General features: G+C 67.4%; 14 protein-coding genes. 8 read left to right on the forward strand and 6 right to left on the reverse strand.

The window, feature by feature from the left end; all coding sequences use genetic code 11:
- Window positions 1-636: 636 nt before the first annotated feature.
- On the forward strand, window positions 637-1,230 hold the full coding sequence (gene cyaB, locus GA0070618_RS10735; RefSeq protein WP_231931689.1) for a class IV adenylate cyclase: 594 nt from the start codon (window positions 637-639) through the stop codon (window positions 1,228-1,230).
- Here cyaB and GA0070618_RS10740 read toward each other — a convergent pair.
- Genes GA0070618_RS10740 through GA0070618_RS34630 form a run of 3 tightly spaced genes read right to left on the reverse strand, consistent with a single transcriptional unit; the run spans window position 1,227 to window position 3,761 of the window.
- On the reverse strand, window positions 1,227-2,030 hold the full coding sequence (locus GA0070618_RS10740; protein WP_088981508.1) for an exodeoxyribonuclease III: 804 nt from the start codon (window positions 2,028-2,030) through the stop codon (window positions 1,227-1,229). The genes cyaB and GA0070618_RS10740 overlap by 4 nt on opposite strands.
- Before the next feature lie 12 nt (window positions 2,031-2,042).
- Complete coding sequence (tmk, locus tag GA0070618_RS10745) at window positions 2,043-2,651, reverse strand: dTMP kinase (protein WP_088981509.1); 609 nt, start codon at window positions 2,649-2,651, stop codon at window positions 2,043-2,045.
- Window positions 2,652-2,657: 6 nt separating this feature from the next.
- Window positions 2,658-3,761 carry a radical SAM protein gene (locus tag GA0070618_RS34630; protein WP_088981510.1) on the reverse strand — a complete coding sequence of 368 codons (1,104 nt, stop codon included), beginning with the start codon at window positions 3,759-3,761 and terminating at the stop codon, window positions 2,658-2,660.
- 446 nt (window positions 3,762-4,207) lie between these two features.
- Between GA0070618_RS34630 and GA0070618_RS10755 the strand changes: the two genes are divergently transcribed.
- The 7 genes from GA0070618_RS10755 (at window position 4,208) to GA0070618_RS10785 (ending at window position 10,552) form a co-directional block, all read left to right on the forward strand.
- The gene (locus GA0070618_RS10755; protein WP_231931690.1) at window positions 4,208-5,572 is read left to right on the forward strand and encodes a sensor histidine kinase; all 1,365 of its coding nucleotides are present in this window, start codon (window positions 4,208-4,210) and stop codon (window positions 5,570-5,572) included.
- A gap of 37 nt (window positions 5,573-5,609) precedes the next feature.
- Window positions 5,610-6,029, forward strand: coding sequence for a roadblock/LC7 domain-containing protein (locus GA0070618_RS10760; protein WP_088981511.1), 420 nt, complete (start codon window positions 5,610-5,612; stop codon window positions 6,027-6,029).
- Complete coding sequence (locus tag GA0070618_RS10765) at window positions 6,026-6,403, forward strand: DUF742 domain-containing protein (protein WP_088981512.1); 378 nt, start codon at window positions 6,026-6,028, stop codon at window positions 6,401-6,403. Before GA0070618_RS10760 ends, GA0070618_RS10765 begins: the two co-directional genes overlap by 4 nt.
- Window positions 6,378-6,995 (forward strand): GTP-binding protein, encoded by a 618-nt coding sequence (locus tag GA0070618_RS10770; protein WP_088981513.1) that lies wholly within the window; start codon window positions 6,378-6,380, stop codon window positions 6,993-6,995. Before GA0070618_RS10765 ends, GA0070618_RS10770 begins: the two co-directional genes overlap by 26 nt.
- On the forward strand, window positions 6,992-7,552 hold the full coding sequence (locus tag GA0070618_RS10775; RefSeq protein WP_088981514.1) for a GAF domain-containing protein: 561 nt from the start codon (window positions 6,992-6,994) through the stop codon (window positions 7,550-7,552). The genes GA0070618_RS10770 and GA0070618_RS10775 overlap by 4 nt, the downstream gene beginning before the upstream one ends.
- 204 nt (window positions 7,553-7,756) lie before the next feature.
- The gene (locus GA0070618_RS10780; protein ID WP_088981515.1) at window positions 7,757-8,971 is read left to right on the forward strand and encodes an acyl-CoA dehydrogenase family protein; all 1,215 of its coding nucleotides are present in this window, start codon (window positions 7,757-7,759) and stop codon (window positions 8,969-8,971) included.
- Window positions 8,972-9,346: 375 nt separating this feature from the next.
- Window positions 9,347-10,552 carry an IS256 family transposase gene (locus GA0070618_RS10785; protein WP_231931856.1) on the forward strand — a complete coding sequence of 402 codons (1,206 nt, stop codon included), beginning with the start codon at window positions 9,347-9,349 and terminating at the stop codon, window positions 10,550-10,552.
- Window positions 10,553-10,557: 5 nt separating this feature from the next.
- Here the strand turns inward: GA0070618_RS10785 and GA0070618_RS10790 are convergent, their stop codons facing one another.
- The 3 genes from GA0070618_RS10790 to GA0070618_RS10805 all read right to left on the reverse strand — a co-directional run bounded on the left by GA0070618_RS10790 (window position 10,558) and on the right by GA0070618_RS10805 (window position 17,380).
- The gene (locus GA0070618_RS10790; RefSeq protein ID WP_143740575.1) at window positions 10,558-11,871 is read right to left on the reverse strand and encodes a DUF6907 domain-containing protein; all 1,314 of its coding nucleotides are present in this window, start codon (window positions 11,869-11,871) and stop codon (window positions 10,558-10,560) included.
- Between the two features lie 1,115 nt (window positions 11,872-12,986).
- The gene (locus GA0070618_RS10800) at window positions 12,987-13,826 is read right to left on the reverse strand and encodes a phosphoadenosine phosphosulfate reductase domain-containing protein (RefSeq protein WP_088981518.1); all 840 of its coding nucleotides are present in this window, start codon (window positions 13,824-13,826) and stop codon (window positions 12,987-12,989) included.
- Window positions 13,823-17,380: an ATP-binding protein gene (locus GA0070618_RS10805; RefSeq protein WP_197701740.1), complete on the reverse strand. Its 3,558-nt coding sequence runs from the start codon at window positions 17,378-17,380 to the stop codon at window positions 13,823-13,825. Before GA0070618_RS10805 ends, GA0070618_RS10800 begins: the two co-directional genes overlap by 4 nt.
- Window positions 17,381-17,394 lie beyond the last annotated feature (14 nt).

Here is a 17,394-nt window from a genome sequence, read left to right on the forward strand (position 1 = left end):
TGCCACGTCGGCAGCTGGCAGCGGCCTGTCCTGGCTGCAAAAACATCAATACCTCCCGGACGGTTGCTCGCGAGCAGTCACAATTCGGGCAACGCGTGATCACCGCCGGTTGCGGAGACTCGTGCCGCGACGTTCACGTAACCGCCTGAGCGTGCCTGTCGACTACGTCCGACACAGCCTTTCGACACCGATCGACACCGACCTTCGACGGCCAAGGCTCGCCCGCCATGGAGCGGATGCCCCGAGAGCGCTCAAGACCTGCGGGATCGGCGGGCGAAACAGGAGAGGACAGACTCGAGGCCCTCAGTCGGCGTGAGATCAGCGAGGACCGCATGGCTTCGTAGTGCTGCCCGCGTCAGAAGGTGTGTCGAGGGTGTTCGACACGACCCGTCTCGCGTTGGATATCGCCTGCCGAACGCCGAGGTGCCGCACCACCGTCTCCGGGACAGACAGGGTTCGCTGGCGCACCGGCCGAAAGAGCTGGGCGCGTCCGGACCACCGACGCCGGCTTACCCGCCCAGGCGACGCAGCATCGACCGTTGGAGAGCGGACCGGTCGGGCGGTGGTAGTTGAACTGCTGCGGGGGCGGGCGGGGCGTGGCGCCAGTCCGCCGGTGACGCCGTAGGCTGCCACGACGTGACGAGTGGCGATACTGCCCAGACGATGGGCACGACTGTGGCGGCCGTATGTGAGGTGGAGGTCAAGTACCAGGTCGGTGACTTCGCGGCGCTGGAAGCGGCTCTGGCCGCCCGTGGGATCGCCCTGTCGGCGCCGGTCTTCCAGGATGATCAGGCATACGCGCGGGTCGGCTGGGATTACGGCCAGTCCAAGATCGGTGTTCCGTTCGCGCGGCTGCGGACCGAGCGGGGACGGCATCTACTGACGGTCAAGACGCCGGTGGCCAACGAGCAGTCGTGCGTCGAGCACGAGACCGAGGTGGCCGATCGGGAGCAGATGCACGCCGCGATCCAGCAGCTGGGCTTCTATCCGACGGTGCGCATCCGTAAGACCCGCCGCACCGCGACGCTCGGATTGATGTCGTTGTGCGTCGATCAGGTGGACGGCATCGGTGCGTTCCTGGAGATCGAGCGCATCGTCGATGGCGGTGAGTCCGGTGAACTGGTCCAGGCCGAGCTTGACCGGTTCGCCGTCGCGCTGGGCGCGCCTCTGCAACGGACGAACGACACCTACGACTCGCTGATCCGGGCGGCGGAAATGGTCGGGGTCTAGAACAGGGTCGCCGGCTCGGCTACCTGCGGCATGGGGCACACGTCGAGGGTGTCGACGGGCAGGTCGAGGGCCAGGGTGACCGCAGCGTGGTCGGTGAGGCGCTGCTCGCGGGGCTCCTGCAGGTACTCGCCGCCCCGAAGCCGGTCGCGTAACGCGTCGCCGACGTGCAGGTAGTCGAAGCGGTAGCCGTTGCCGGCCCGACCGAACCAGCTGTGCTGCGGGACACCGGCGTTGAGGTGGTGGTGGGCGTCGGTGAGGCCGGCGGCGGTGAGGGCGTCGAACAGGGCGTACTCGAATGGCAGCCAGACTCCGGGGTAGGGCGGCTGGTGGTCGCGGGGGATGACGTTGTAGTCCCCGCCGAGCACCAGGTGCGCCCGCTCGTCGGCCTTCAGGCGGCCGAGGGTGTCGACGAGGGAGGCGAGGAACGCCCGTTTCCGTTCGACCTTTGCGGGGGCGCGGTCGCTGGACGGCACGTAGACGCCGAGGACCGTGACGGGTTGGTCGGTGTGGACGGTGGCGGCGACGGCCCGGCCCGGGATGCTGAGTCCGGCGGTGATGTCCGGGCGGGCGGTGACCGGGACGCGGCTGATCATCGCCGCGCCGCGGTCATCGGGCAGGGGCGGGTGTAGGACGTGGCAGCCGGCGCGACGGAAGTGGTCCAGTAGGTAGGCGCTGCCGTCGCCGCCGCTGGTTTCGGTCAACAGGAGGATCTGTTCCGGGCGGCCGGCGAGCCACCGCAGCAGCGGTTCGGCGCGCCGCTGGGAGGTGGCCTGGATGTTCAGGGTCAGGATCGACAACACGAGGCGAGACTTTCAGGCCGCTGGGCGTTGGGCGAGCATGGGGGTCAGCGTGTCGAGGATGGCAGAGACCACCTGGTCCGGGTCTAGGCTCCAGCAGTCGATCTTCACCTGGTGCCATGACTGGCGGTTGAGAAAGTGAAACGCCTGGTCGTAGAGCTGCAGTTCGCGTTCGGGGGTACCGGTCGCCTCGAGCCGGGTCAGGCGTCGACGTGCGGCGAGCCGGGTGGCGATGACCTGCGGGTCGTCGACCAGGTAGATGGAGATGGCAGGCTGTAGGACGTACCGGTTGTAGCTCCAGATCTCGCGTAGGTCGACGGCGTCGACCCGTTGCAGGACCAGTGAGGACTGCACGTAGCGGTCGCTGATCACGATGGTGCCGGCGTCGAGCGCGGGGATGATCTCGTCCTCGACGTGCATGGTGCGGTCGGCGGCGATCGCGAGGGCGAGGGCCCGTCCGTGGATGACGGCCTCGGCCTCGCGCAGTAGCTCCCCGAGGCGGGTCCTGGTGGGTTCGGTTGTCAGGTGGACCGGCTGGCCGGTGCGGTGGCGCAGCCGCTCGGCCAGCAGCCCCGCGACGGTTGTCTTCCCGACCCCGTTGGGTCCCTCGATCACGATCAGCATGACCGGTCAGGCCCTGACCGGTTGGATCGGGATCAGCGGACGCCGGACAATCTCGGGCGGACACTGATCGCCGTCGGGGGCGCCGATGAGCTCGCCGGCGGCGACCACGGCTGCCGGGCAGCCCTTGCCGCAGGAGTCGCTCAACACGCACGCACTACAGGTCGGGTTGGCTCCGACCTGGTAGCGGTCGTGGAAGCGGTAGCGGCCAAGGGCGTCGACGATCTCGCCGTGGAGGATGTTGCCGACCAGGAACTCACGGTCGGCGTGCCGTGACTGTGGCGTCCGGGCGGCGAAGACCAGGTAGGGGCAGATGGCGGTGTCGCCGTTGGCGAACACGTAGATCAGGGTGCCGGCGTCGCAGCCGGACAACGGCCGGTTGTCGTTCGGGAACCGGATCGGCACCAGCTCGACACGGCCGGCCAGGGGCGCCGTGGCGGCGGCGATCGCCCGCATCGTCTGCTCCGGCGCGGCGAGCCGGCCGTGGGACTTCACGCCCCGACCGAAGCTCGACAGCGGGTTCATCAGCACATACTCCGCGCCCAGGTCCGCGGCGAACGCGCACAGCTCGGCGAACTCCTCGGGGCGGGTGAGCACGTTGGGCGTCGACAGGATTCCGTGCAGCAGACCGGCGTCGGCAAATCGTCGCGTTGTCTCCAGGGTGACGGCAAACGAGTCGCGGTCACCCCGGAACCGGCCGTGAGAGGCAGGGCGGAACCCGTCGAAGCTGACGTTGACCCGCACGTTGCCCAGCGCGGCGAGAGCGGCGATTTGCGCGTCGCTGGTCTGGGTGGCGTTCGTGCAGATCTTGACGGGCAGGTCCATCCTCGCCGCCGCTGCGCAGATCTCCAGCAGGTGCGGGTGCACGAACGGCTCCCCGCCGGTCAACGTCAACCGTGTCACCCGAGCCCGCCGCAGCCGAGGCAGCACCGTCTCAACCATCTCCTCCAGCGGTATATCCACGCCGACCCGAGTGGATGACACGAAACAGTGGGCGCAGTGCAGGTTGCACCGCTCCGTGACCTGCACCAGCGCCTTGCGCTCATCGCCCTCGACAGAGGTGCGGAAATAGCAGGAGCTGGCGTGTGTCTCGACGACCAGACGCTTGCTCATGAACCCTCCCAGCGCCCGCCCGCTCCCAGCGGCCTTGACATCGCCTGGCCTGGGTCGCGGGATTCCTCGTCCAGCTAACGGGGCGTCTGCTCGTGTCGAACACCCTCGACATCGAAATCCGACACCGCGGCAGACCCCGGCCGTGCCCGCGTTCACCCGGTCCCGATCAGCGTTGGCCAGCAACATTGATCGATCTCGAAGGATTCGGAGTGGCCAGCCGAGAGGCGCTTTGGTCCTTCCATGCGGGCCAAGTGGTGCGGGTTCCGTGTCGGATCTTCGTGTCGACGGTGTCCGACACTCCACGCGCCCGCCATAACTGATTGTCAATGGCATCGATCGCTGCGACGCCAGGACCAACCGGACCCGGCAGGTGGCCGACACCTGTGAATGAGGCCGGGGTCACAGCCGGTGGCGCTCGGCGCCACCTAACTACTTGGGGAGGCAGGGTGCGAGTCCGACTCGACGCGTCGGCTGAAGAACCGCCTGCGACCAGCCTGCGCGCCCGCCTGCTGGGGATGTGTGTGGCGCCGGCCGCTGTGGTGGCGATGATCGGCCTTGGTGCGGCGACGTGGGCGATGGCGCTGCCACCAGGGCCCGTCCCGGCGACGGCCTGGCTGGTACTGGTGTGCGCCGCTGCGACCTGCGCCGTGGTCATCGCAGGTGCTGCGTCGTACGGTCGCAAACTCGCCCGCTCTGTTGCCCGGACTGCGGTGGCCGCCCGGCCTGAGCCCGTTCAGCCGGTGGTGGGGCAGCAGGAGGTGTACGTCGGCCTCGCGCGCCGGCTGCAGGGACTGGTGCACCGGGAGATCCAGCTGCTGGATGTCCTGGAGGCGCAGGTCGAAGACCCAGACCTGCTCAAGGGTCTGTTCCAGGTGGATCACCTCGCGACCCGCATGCGCCGCTACGCGGAGAACCTCGCAGTGGTGGGAGGGGCCGTGCCACGGCGGCAGTGGAGCAGGGCACTGCCGCTGGTCGAGGTACTGCGCTCGGCCATCGCCGAGGTCGAGCAGTACCCGCGGGTTCGGGTGGTGCCACCGGTCGAGGGAACAGTGCGCGGCCACGCCGGGGCCGACGTGGTGCACCTGCTGGCCGAGCTGATCGAGAACGCGACCGCGTTCGCACCTCCGCACACGGAGGTGACGGTGCGGGCCCGACGGGTCGCGGCCGGCGTGGCGGTCGAGGTCGACGACTGCGGCCTGGGAATGCCGCACCCGGAGCAGGACCGGCTGAACGCTCTGCTGGCGGATCCGGGCCGGGTGGATGTCGGGGACCTGCTGCGCGATGGCCGTATCGGGGCGTGGGTTATCTCGGCACTGGCCCGCCGGCACGACATAACGGTCAAACTGCAGAGCAACGTCTACGGCGGTGTGCAGGCGGTGGTGATCCTGCCGACGACGCTGCTCGGAGACAAAACGGCCCAGGAACCGCCAGCCGTCGACGCGGCCCGAACGCTGCCGCACAGCGCGGCGACTGTGCCATCACCGCTGATCGGTGTTGCACCTGCGCCGGCCGACCCTCGTCACCGCTCAGCTGCGCCCCTGGCGGAGGTGACGCGGGCCGCGCCGCCCGAGACGCCAGCGCCCCGCCGCTACAGCGCCCACACGGGCCAAGCGGGCGTAGACGGCGACGGCGTGCGTCCTGTACTGCCGCGCCGGACACGGCAGGCACACATGGCGGCCCCGTTACGGCAGGCCCGCCCAGCGTCGGCGAACCAGCCAACCGGCGGCCACAACCCGACCCTGATGGCCAACTTCCTACGCGGCGCCAACTCCGGAAGCGGCGAACCGCCCACCGCACCTCCTGCCCATTGACCACTGACCGCTGACGTTCAGAAGGAGTTGTCCTGTGATGACCACGACGCCCGGCCAGGAACTGGCCTGGCTGCTGTCCGCCCTGGTGGAGCGGGTACCGCACACCCGGAGCGCGCTGCTGCTGTCCTCCGACGGGCTGCCCCGGGCCGCCCACGGACTGACCGACGACGGCGCGGACCACCTGGCGGCGATCTCCTCCGGGCTGTTCTCCCTGACCCGCAGCGCCGGCGAGATGTTCGACGGAGGCTCCGGCGTGCGGCAGGTGGTCGCCGAACTCGACGACACGCTGCTGTTCGTCACCGCCGCAGGTGAGGGCGCGGTACTGGCGGTACTGGCGGGCCGTCAGGCTGACGTCAGCGTGCTCGGCTACGAGATGTCGCAGATGGTCAAGAGCGTCCGACCGTATCTGGCGACACCCGCCCGCGGCGCCGGTATCCCGTCGCCCGCCGTGCGATGAGATTCGGCGGCGCGCATCAGGAGCCGTGGGTCGACGAGGCGGCCGGGCGACTGGTACGCCCCTACACGGTCAGCGCCGGGCGAACCCGACCCACCACCGCAATGGAGTTGCTGTCGTGGGTCGTCGCCACCGGCGTACGGCCGCGCGGGCGGTTGGAACCGGACCACGACGTGGCCTTGGGCCTGTGCGGCGAGGCGACCACGGTCGCCGAGGTGGCCGCCCGGATGAGGCTACCGGCCGCGGTCACGAAGGTGGTGCTGTCGGACCTGGTGGCGGTCGGCGCGGTACGCACCCGCCCACCCAGCCCGGTCGCCGACCCGACCGACCGAACGATCCTGGAGAGACTCCTTGTCGGCCTACAACAACGACTCTGACCGCACACCGAACGCACTCAAGGTGCTGATCGCAGGCGGGTTCGGAGTCGGGAAAACCACCTTCATCACGGCGACGAGCGAGATCCCACCGCTGCGCACCGAGGAACTCCTCACCACGGCCAGCGTCGGCACCGACGACCTCGCCGGGGTGGAAGCCAAGACGACCACCACCGTGGCGCTGGACTTCGGCCGCATCACCATCGATCCCGAGAACGTCCTGTACCTGTTCGGCACACCCGGCCAGGACCGGTTCTGGTTCCTGTGGGACGAACTGTGCCACGGCGCGCTCGGCGCGGTGGTGCTGGTCGACACCCGCCGCCTACCGGACTGCTTCGCCGCCGTGGACTTCTTCGAATCCCGCCGCACGCGGTTCCTGGTCGCCGTCAACGAGTTCGACGGCGCCTACCGATACGACCCTCAGGAGGTACGCACAGCCCTGGGACTGCGGCCCGAGGTGCCGGTCGTGATGTGCGACGCCCGCCATCAACGATCCGCCACCGCCGTCCTCGTGACGCTCGTGCAGCACCTGCTCACCCAGCCCTCTCCCGCATCCACCAGCTTCGACTCGATAGAGGCAGGCAGTCCCGCATGATCAACGACAGCTACGAACCCCGACTCCTCACCCCACCCGACCTGCAGGCGCCGCAGCGGCTACACCGGCTGCAGGCCCTCCGACTCGGACGACCGGAGCCGGAGTTCGACGACTTCGCCCGCAAGCTGGCGCAGACCACCGACATGCCCTGGGCGATGGTGAACTTCCTCGACGAACACGGACAGTTCTTCGCCGGCCTCTACACCACCCCGACCACCCAGCCGGGGGTGTCCGCACCGGTCGCCCCACTCGACCCCGGCCGCCGCATGTCACGAGACCAGGGCTTCTGCCCACACGTCGTCGCCCGACGCCGCGCGCTGGTCCTCGAAGACGTCTGCGCCTGGCCACGGTTCGCCGGCAACCCCGTCGTCGACCAGCTCGGCATCCGCACCTACATGGGTGCCCCGCTGATCGACCGCACCGGCACCGCCCTCGGAACGATCTGCGTCGTCGGCCCCGAACCCCGCGCCTGGGGCCAGAAAGGGCTCACCACGATCAAGACCCTGGCGGCCGAACTGTCAGCCCTCATCGACCAGCGGGAACACCGCCCCAGCTAACAGCCCGGGCCGTCCGACAACCTCCATCGCGCCACCGACCCCATCCCAACGGGGACCCCAGACATTCTGCGTCGTCTCGCCGTCCAAGTCGGCAGCGCACGTTCCAGGAACTACTGGTGACAGCACCCCCGCCACGGCCCAACCTTGCGGCGCAACCCACCATCGCCGGAGCGTGCCGAGGGCGACTTACGAGGAGACCGGCAGATGACCGACGGCTACCACCTCACCCCCCACCACACGCACCTGCGGGACACGGCCCGCGCGTTCGCCGAGACCGAAGTCCGACCCCACATCCCGGAACTGGAGGCGTCCCGGACCGTGGCATACGACCTGTCCCTGCAGATCGCCCGCCAAGGGTGGCTCGGCGTCACGATCGACCCCACCCACGGCGGACTCGGACTCGGCCACCTCGCCAAGAGCATCATCATCGAGGAACTGTCCCGCGTCTCCGCCGCCATGGGCGCCATGATCCAAGCATCCCAACTCGGCGCCGCGAAGATCATCCACTTCGGCAACGACGAGCAGAAACAGACCTGGCTACCCGCCATCGCCGCCGGCACCTGCCTGCCCACCATCGCCGTCACCGAACCCGGATCCGGCAGCCACGTCCTCGGCATGACCACCACCGCCGTCCGTGACGGCGACCACTACCTCATCAACGGCACGAAGACCTTCGTCGGTAACAGCCACATCGCCGACCTGCACGGCGTCGTCGCACGCACCGGACCCGGCACCCGCGGACTCTCCGCCTTCCTCGTCGAAGCCGACCGGCCTGGCGTGTACCTCCGGCCGCACCAGCCGAGCATGGGCCTGCACGGCTTCAGCTTCGGCGAGATCGTCTTCGACAACTGCCGCATCCCCGCAGGCAACCGCCTCGGCGCCGAAGGCGACGGCCTCGACGTGGCCTACTCCTCCAGCATCCTGTACGGCAGACCCAACCTCGCCGCCGTCGCCCTCGGCATCCACCAAGCGACCCTCGACACCACCGTCACCTACGCGACCAGCCAGCGCCGCTACGGGAAACCGTTGGCCGAACTGCCGACGGTGAAACAGCGGCTCGGAACCATGCAATCCCGGCTGATGACCGCCCGCCTGGCCGCCTACCACGCCGCACATCTGCTCGACAACGGGCAACCCTGCGACGCCGAACTCATCAACGCCAAACTGATCAACGCCGAATACGCGATCGACTCCGCCCGCACCGCGATGGAAATCCACGCCGCACACGGCCTCCAACCGGCGCAGTCACCCATCGAACGCTACCTCCGCGACGCCCTACACATCTTCGCCCCCGCTGGCACCTCGGACATCCAGCTCCTCCGACTGGCCGAACACGCCCTCGGCAGCGCTCAACAACCCTGGTCAACCCAGTTCAAGGCGTCCACCCCCAGCCAGCTCGAAACGAACGTGGCGAGGTGAAGCCACGCCGTGGGCAGGAACGAGCGAAGCGGTTTCCGTTGCATGCTGACTTCCAGCAGCATCTCCAGCGAACAGCCCGCAGACACGTTGTCGGTGCTGGCGGCGTACCTGCACAACCGGCTCGCCGCCTCTACAGATCTTGAAAGGCTAGGTTGGGCCGGGTTCGAGGGCCCCACACCCATCCCTCCCCGCTTTCCCGCTGGTACGGCGCTCCTACGTGGGCAGGTCAGAGGCCTGCCTGACAGGGGGGGACTGTACAAATAACGGCTGATCGACCGATCAAGGGAGAGACGCCAGATGACGACCGAGATCATCTCGGGGCAGGAGCCGGCAGCCGTGCCGGTGGGTGCGGTCACGGATGAGCAGTTGATCGCGATGCTGGTCGATCGGACTCGTGGTGACGGGTTGAAGCTGACCGGTGAGGGTGGGCTGCTGCAGCAGCTGACCAAGCGGGTCCTGGAGTCGGCCCTGGATGGTGAGATCACCGACCATGTCGGCTACGACAAGCACGACCCTGCCGGTCGGGGCAGCGGGAACAGCCGTAACGGCAGCCGGACCAAGACGGTGCTCACCGATGTCGGGCCAGTCGAGGTGCGGGTTCCCCGTGACGCGGCGGGGACGTTCGAGCCGCAGATCGTGCGGAAACGGCAGCGGCGCCTGACCGGGGTCGACGACATGGTGCTGTCGTTGTCGGCCAAAGGCTTGACGCACGGCGAGATCGCCGCCCATCTGGCCGAGGTGTACGGGGCTGAGATGTCGAAGCAGACCATCTCCACCATCACCGACAAGGTGATGGACGGCATGGTCGAGTGGCAGAACCGGCCCCTCGACCCGGTGTATCCGGTCGTGTTCATCGACGCCATCAACGTCAAGGTCAGGGACGGTCAGGTCGCGAACCGGCCGATCTACCTGGTCATGGCAGTCACCGTCGACGGCCACCGGGACATCCTCGGGATCTGGGCCGGTGACGGCGGCGAAGGCGCGAAGCACTGGCTGCACGTGCTCACCGAACTGAAGAACCGCGGCGTCGCCGACGTCCTGATGCTCATCTGCGACGGGCTCAAGGGTCTACCCGAGGCAGTGGAGACGGTCTGGCCGCGCACCATCGTGCAGACCTGTGTCGTGCACCTGCTACGTAACTCGTTCCGGTACGCGGCCCGGCAGGACTGGGACAAGATCGCCAAAGCGCTCAAGCCGGTCTACACCGCGGCCACGGAGGACGCCGCGGCCGAGCGGTTCCTGGAGTTCGCCGAGACCTGGGGCAAGAAGTATCCGGCGATCGTGAAGCTGTGGGAGAACGCCTGGGCCGAGTTCGTGCCGTTCCTCGCCTTCGACGTCGAGATCCGCAAGGTCATCTGCTCCACCAACGCGATCGAGTCCGTCAACGCGCGCATCCGCAAGGCCGTCCGGGCTCGTGGGCACTTCCCGAACGAACAGGCCGCCCTCAAGTGCGTGTATATGGCGTTGATGAGCCTCGACCCGACCGGCACCGGCCGCCGACGCTGGACCATGCGCTGGAAGGCACCCCTGAACGCCTTCCAGATCGCCTTCGAGGGCCGGCTCACCCCGGCCAACCACTGACCACCTCAACCAAGATCAGCCGTTAACTTGACACTCCCGACAGGGTTGTCGAGAATGAGCTTCTTGGCCAATTGCAGGGCGGCGATGGTGTGGTCGATGGCGGTGACGTCTAGCTCGCCGCCGCCGTCCCCGCCGACGACCTGCAGGTAGGCGAAGGGCTGCGGTTGATGGCCATCGATGGTGTCGAGGCTGATGTCGATGCTGCCTGGGCTGTTGCCGATGGTGAAGGGAACGCTGGCCACGGAGCCGCTGTGCATGAGGGGATTGCCCGGCTGGCGGGACTCGACGATCTCGCTCTTGCTGTGGCCGCGACACCATGGACGTCGGTGCGGGCAGGGGAAGGCCGGCTGGCCGCCAACGGTTACGCCGTCGAGGGGCTTCCAGAGCCGCGACGGATCGGCGGGCAGACTGGCGGTGCGGAGGAGCTGCCGCAGATGCGCCGCGAGGGTACGTGCTTCGGACGGGGTGAGTTGCAGCTCCGTCTGCTCGGACTTGATGACGTGGATCACCGCAGTGGTGGAGCGGTAGTGCCGAGCGACGGTGACCTCGAGTTGCTCCGGGCGGCCCTCGGTTGCCTGTTCGAGTACTAGGTCGATGACAGCCTTGCCGTCGGGAAGCAGGTCGGCGTGGTGCACCCGGTCCGCGTAGGCGTCATCGGCCTGGTGACGGCTGGTGCACCAGGGTGGGCAAGCGGTCTTCTGCCAGAACGGCCCGTCCACGACACCTTCGGTGGGCATCGGCACCTCTGCGCGTTCAGTCGCAGTGAGGAGCAGGTCAGCGAGTCGTTCTGCTTCCGCCACTGAGCATGTCACCCAGGGTTCGCTGACGGTGACGTCTCTCTGAAGGGTGATCGCGGGCCGGATCTCGTTGAGGCGCTGCACGAGGCGCACCGTTAGAAACGCTGGCTCCCAGCGGCGCGAACGTTCAAACTGCTCTCCGCAGTCGACCGCATCGGCCATCGACAGGCGCATCATGACTGGATCGGCCTGGTGCCGACGGTCGACGAGCCGGTCGTCGTCGAAATGGCCGTGCACGCACCAGACCGGATCGCCAACGCCCCCTGCAACCGAGGCGGCTTCGGGGCTCAGTCCGTTCACGTCCAGCGCAAGCAGCGCGGCCCGTCTGGGCTCGCCGCCCGCCTCCGTGCCGGCTGGGCATCGGGGCCGAGGCGGGCTCGGCTGTTCGCTGACGGCTGGGGTGGCGGACTGGGGGACGTGCGGATGTACGGCCATTGAATGCGCTCCTTGCACAGCACGGCTGTTCGCATCGAGGTCAGCGAGCGCCAGTGTCACGGCGACCACGGCCTTGAGAGCGGACACGGTGTGTGTTCATCAAGCGTGCCGATGCCGGACCTGGCGAGTCAACCAAATCCGGGGCAGTCCCCTGCGCCGCCACCGCTGAGGCGTTGATCGGCCCGAACGCCAGCAGCCGCCCCAGCGTTCTCGCCCCGTTCCGCCCTTACCTGCGGCAACGCCTTACCGACGGTGTCCAAGAAATGGCTGACCTGCATGCCGAGATCCTGGCCCGTGGCTATCAGAGCAGCCTGGGCGTGCTGCGGGACCGGCTCACCACGAACCGCACCCGACCACCCCCGTGGCCGTCCGGGTGCCGTCGGCCCGGCGGATTACCGCCTGGATCATGTGATCCGGACACAAACTCACCGACGACGACCGCACCAACCTCGCCGACGCCCGCAGCCGCTGCCCGCACCTCGACACCTGTTGCCGACCTCGCCCGAGGGTTCGCCGCGCTGGTTCGCCACCAGGGCACCGGACAGCACCTCGACGCCTGACGCCTGTATCGAACGTGCCCGGCACGCCGGGTACCCCGAAGTCCCATGCCCTACGGCTGGCTTTGTCCGCGAGGAATTCCGTATTTGCGAGGAACCCGTATTCACTGGTGAATCCGCACGACTTGACCTTCGCGTAGAGATACGGCTTCATGCTGTGGCCACTAGCCGAATGACGACATAAATGGCCGGTGGCGCAACTTCATCGCGCAGGAGGCGAAGGAATGCATGTGCGTCGAGAGAATGCCGATGTAGCTGACTCGTGGGCCGTATCCGTGGTTTTTCCAGGCGAGACGATGGCATTGTTCGCGGTCATGATATCCCCGGCCATGATTGACCGGACGACTGGAGCGGTGCGCGACGTACGGGCTTTCCTGATTCTGCCTTCGGAAGCATTGGCCGCAATCCTCCAGGTGTCATCAATCAAGTCTGTGGACGACCAGGTGGCAGCGGTGATCATGCATCGTGTGAGCCGGCGCGCGGTGGTCGTTGGCCCTTTCGCCAACGCGGCAGCGGTAGTGGCCTGGTGGTCGGCGGAGCGGAACCGGCTTGCAACTCAGCCTGCAGTAGCCATGGTGCCGCTGCTCCTCCTCGATTCCGAGGAGGAGCAGGGACAACGCGTCGGGCTTGAGTCAACCCGCCCCGCTAGAGGTGGCACACAGCGCAGCCGGCCTCATCGTTCTCGTCGTCGAGGGCGTCGCTGAGGACGTCGATGAGTGGCAGGTTGCGCCGAGGGCGGGCGGCAGCGCGGGCGAGTGCCGCCTCGTGGCGCTGTTCGATCTCTTCTTTCCGGTCGAGCAGTTCGCGCAGGGATTCACCTTGTGACCAGGTGTACTGACGGCCTTGCATGGCTGTGCCGGCGAACTTGACCTTATCTTCGTACTCGATGGCGCGTTCGAACAGATCAGGGTGGCGTTCGGCTAGCCCGATCCATTCGTGCTTACGCTGGAAAAAGCAGAAGTAGCAGCCGGAGCGGGTGCGCCACTCGTAGTAAGCCGGCAGGCCGATGCCGGATTCCTCGAGGATTGTGTTCACGCCGTCACGGTCGACGCCGTCTTCGCGGAACGGGAAGACGGCCTTGATGTTCGGCTTGGTGCTGACGTAGCCCAGCCGGTTCTCATCGGCGCGGATCGCTACATAAGACACGGCTTCGTCGGTGCCCAGCCAGTCCTCAAGTGGTTTGATCTTGAGGTTCTTGGTGCACCAGCGCATGCTGGCGCTCGGCAGAGTTCCCTGGTAGATCGACATCCAGTGGTCGAAATCCCTGGTGGCGTTGAGCCGGACGATAGGCTTGCCGAGGGCCGATTCGAGCCGGTTGAGGTAGTCGTACGTTTCGGGCAGCTCGGCTCCGGTGTCGCAGAAGAAGTACTCCATGTCGGGCACCTTGCCGCGCATGTAAACGGCCAGCGCTGACGAGTCTTTGCCACCCGAGATGCCGAGAACGTGACGGACCTTCTTCTTGGTTCGTTGCTGCACGATCGTCATGAGACGGCCTTCTTCTCGGTGAGGTCCTGCGTGTCGTCGTCGGCGCCGGTGCCAGCCGGAGCGTCGCTGATCAGCGCCTCCGCCAGCATGGCGAGTAGGATTCGCTCCCCCTGGGCCCCAAGATTATCCCGCGCTTCGGCCAGCACGGTGCGTGCTAGTTCGTGGGCTTTGTCTCGTAGGGCGTCAGGAATGTGAACCCGGGCGTGGTCCTCGCGCCCGTCCGCGCCGGTCAGCGTGAGCAAACGGACCGAGTAGGGCTGAGTGCCCTCCTGGAGCTGCTCGCTTTGGTAGAGGTGTCCGACCCGGTCGAGGTTCTTGGACATGGCTGCGGCTTGCTGAGGAAAGGCCGCAGCGTCCGTGTCGCGCCAGTCCCCCATGCCGCGGCCAGCGATCCGTACGACAGCCATGTCCAACCATTGGTCGTCGCTGATCGTGGCCTCATGGGTGATGGTGATCAGGCCTCGCAGCCGTGCTTCGATCAACGAGACGTCGAGAAGGGCTTCGGTGTGTTGGGCGAGGCCCGCGCGAAGCTCGGAGAGCCCGTCGGGAAGCCGGAAGGCGGTCGCGATGGCGGTGATGACGGTCCGCTGCAGCCGTTGGTCGATGTCGGCGATCTCGGCCAAAGCGGTGGCCAGAGACGCGGCATACTGCTGCGCGGCCTGCTTGTCGGCCTTGCCCCGGACCGGCACGGCTGGCAGCCCTAATGCTGCGGGCAGTGCGTCGAAGATGAGTACGTCGGGCTCGCGCGCCTCGCGCAAGGCGGTGCGAACGGCGTCGGCCTCGCGGCTGAGATTCTTGGTGCGTTGCGCATAAGGGCTGAGGACACGCACCTTGTCGAGCAGCTCGCGGGCAACAGCGAGCAGCGCGGCGTTACGTACGCCGGGTCGAGAGCTGCTGGGTGCGCCGACGTCGAGCAGGTTGGCGATCTCGTTGATCGCTTGTTTGCGTGGGCCCGTCCCGGCATTGATGGTCTTTACCGCGAAGGTGTTCGGGGCTTTGACCATGCGTTCGATCAGTGCTGGGGTAAGCCGGGGTTGGTACGTGCCTTCCTCGAAGACGGCGAGGTCTTGTTCTCCGACAAGCAACGTCGCTAGAACCACCAAGGGCGCCATTCCCGCTTTGATGCCGTATGGCGGTGCCATGAAGAAGTGCAGCACGCGGTCGAGGCTTACCGGAGTCTCCGAGCCCGCCAGCAGCTCACTGAGGGCTCTCCAGGCCGGCGCTAGGCTGGATTCGGGCTTTGGGGCACTGAACGCATACGGAACCAGCGTGTCGAGGCTGACGATGGAGGTCGTTTTGACGGGCTGATGTAGGCCGAGATATTGCAGGACACCGCCGTACATGGCGCGTTCGGGGCCGTAGCCATCGATGCCGAGATTGGCTTGGGTGGGGCGTGTGAGCATGGCTTCCATCAGCTCGCGACGGGCCTTTGCACCTTGGCTCGTCAGTTGATGACGCCCGAGCATCTCGTTGCGAATTTCCGGCGTGTAGGGATAGATCGCGTCGCATGCAGCGGATACCACGCCGGCGAGGCTGCGGGCCGCTAACGGTTCGGCGCCTCGGGGACGCTGAACGGTGCCATTGTCGTTAGGTGCCATCAGGTGCCAGTTGGGGGCGAGCAGGTTCGGCGTGAATGCGGCGGCGACCCGAGTGGCGAGTTCTGCGTTCGCCTGCGCGATTCGTTCGGTCAGTTCACGACGGGCAACGGCGTCGTAGTCGTCGTTGTAGGAAAGCTCTTCCAGCGCGTGCAGGTAGCGGGCGGCGGCGAGCACCGTCTTAGCGTCCCCACTGATACCGACCGCTACGGGCAGGGGCGAGTTGACGGTCGGGATGGTGCTCTCGTCGCCGAAATGGAACAGCAGCATTCCGTCGGCTGGCTCGCCGATCTGGCATCCGGTGACCGTCCCGGTTTCCGCGTCGGAAGCGCTGGTGATGAAGTGGCGAAGCATGCCGGTGCTCTGGCTGTGCCGGCCCGCTACTACGGCCACTGGTAGGTAGCGGTTGACCACGTTGACCGCAGTGTGATCGTCGCATCGCTCGATGAGGGTCTGGATTTCTGCACCGAGGTCAACGTCGCTGCCCTGCCAGACCCGGTACTCGTCGCTGAATTCCCGGTGGACCAGGAAGTTACGGTCGATCAGGCCGTCGATGCGTTCCCACAGCGCCTGGCGCGCCTGCGGGTCAGCCGTGTCGGTGGGATCGGTGAGAGCGAACAGGACTGTATCGAGGCTGGCGCGGAGGGCACCGGACGCGTCGACGAGGTTCAGTAGGCCGATGGTCTTGAGGACTTCCTGGTCATCTTCAGGTAGGCCGTTGGCCTCGCTGATCCGAGTGTCGATCTCGATCCACCGGCTCGCGTTGGCCGAGGCCAGCAGGGTGGTGCGGCCGGCGCCGAGGAAGAAGTCGAAGACGTCGGCGAGGCGCACGGTGCTGGCACGGCTGGGTGCCTTGCGGGAGTGCTGTGCCAGGAACCGGGCGACGGTGTGGGGCTCGTCGCTGGCGATGAACCCGGTCAGGCTGCGGTCGTGCTGCCCGATCTGGCCGGCGAGGAGTGGGGCGACGGCAACGGTGAGCGGGTGCAGGGGATAGACGCTGGCGAACAGATCGGCGTCGGCGGCCATGACGCCGTCGAGTCCCTGTGCCGTCCATACCTGCTCGGCGGACTCGGCGTGGTTACGGATCAGCGTTGCTGCCTCTGGGCTGACTTCGCTGTGGTCAAGAGTCCGTTGGATGAGGTGCACCGCGTCGCCGAGATGCGTGGTCATGGTGATGTCCTCGAACCGGCCTTGGATCTTGGCCCATTCGCGACTCTGCAGGTTGGTGGCGCGGGAGGCGTAGTCGCCGAAGGAGAGATGCTGCAGCGTCAGGAGGTGCAGCGGCAGACCACGTGTTCCGGCACCGGCTTCGGCGAGTTCCTGAAGCAAAAACACGTCCGCCTGCCCATCGGCGAACTCGCCGCGGGCGGCGAGGTGCTCCAGGCTCTTGCCGAATTCGTCGATCACCAACAGCAGCGGACTGTCACTGCACAGAGCGCGAACAGCAGCGATGATGTGCTCGCTGCCGGCGTCCGGTGCATCCAAGTCCGTGAGAGCGGCGGTGACAGACTTCGGCGTGCGTCGTGTCGGCCACGCCTGCGCGGCACCGTTACGCAGCGCTCGGGCCAGGGTGTCGAACAAGGACTCCCGCCGAGCTGTGGCGATCGCACCGATCATGCCGTTCGGCGCGCACCGTTCCCGGGCGGCGGCGAATCGTTCGGCCAGGGTCGTGCTGGCCGCGGCGAGACGCCGGTCGGCTTCGGCGCGGCGGGCGGCGTCCCGGCCAAGTAGCGCGGCGATCAGCAACGCCTGCGTCGACTTCCCTGTGCCGTACGGGCCGGTCAAGGCCCAGGCCCGGGTGCGTGTCCGGTCCTCGAGGGCGGCCGTGACGCGGTCGAGCATGTCCTGGGCGCGCACACCGATGTAGATCGGGCCGAGCTGCGCATCGATGACATCGCGTTCGAGGTTCGTCGATCGCAGTTGGCTACTGACGATGCGGATGCCCTCCGGCGTCTCCACGTCACGTACCGTGC

The sequence above is a fragment of the Micromonospora echinospora genome, assembly GCF_900091495.1.
Lineage (GTDB): Bacteria > Actinomycetota > Actinomycetes > Mycobacteriales > Micromonosporaceae > Micromonospora > Micromonospora echinospora.

Excerpts from the sequence above, each read along its gene's own strand:
- tmk (WP_088981509.1), bottom strand. The coding sequence starts at position 2,651 with ATGCTGATCGTGATCGAGGGACCCAACGGGGTCGGGAAGACAACCGTC.
- GA0070618_RS34630 (WP_088981510.1), bottom strand. The coding sequence starts at position 3,761 with ATGAGCAAGCGTCTGGTCGTCGAGACACACGCCAGCTCCTGCTATTTC.
- GA0070618_RS10760 (WP_088981511.1), top strand. The coding sequence starts at position 5,610 with ATGACCACGACGCCCGGCCAGGAACTGGCCTGGCTGCTGTCCGCCCTG.
- GA0070618_RS10765 (WP_088981512.1), top strand. The coding sequence starts at position 6,026 with ATGAGATTCGGCGGCGCGCATCAGGAGCCGTGGGTCGACGAGGCGGCC.
- GA0070618_RS10775 (WP_088981514.1), top strand. The coding sequence starts at position 6,992 with ATGATCAACGACAGCTACGAACCCCGACTCCTCACCCCACCCGACCTG.
- GA0070618_RS10780 (WP_088981515.1), top strand. The coding sequence starts at position 7,757 with ATGACCGACGGCTACCACCTCACCCCCCACCACACGCACCTGCGGGAC.
- GA0070618_RS10785 (WP_231931856.1), top strand. The coding sequence starts at position 9,347 with ATGCTGGTCGATCGGACTCGTGGTGACGGGTTGAAGCTGACCGGTGAG.
- GA0070618_RS10800 (WP_088981518.1), bottom strand. The coding sequence starts at position 13,826 with ATGACGATCGTGCAGCAACGAACCAAGAAGAAGGTCCGTCACGTTCTC.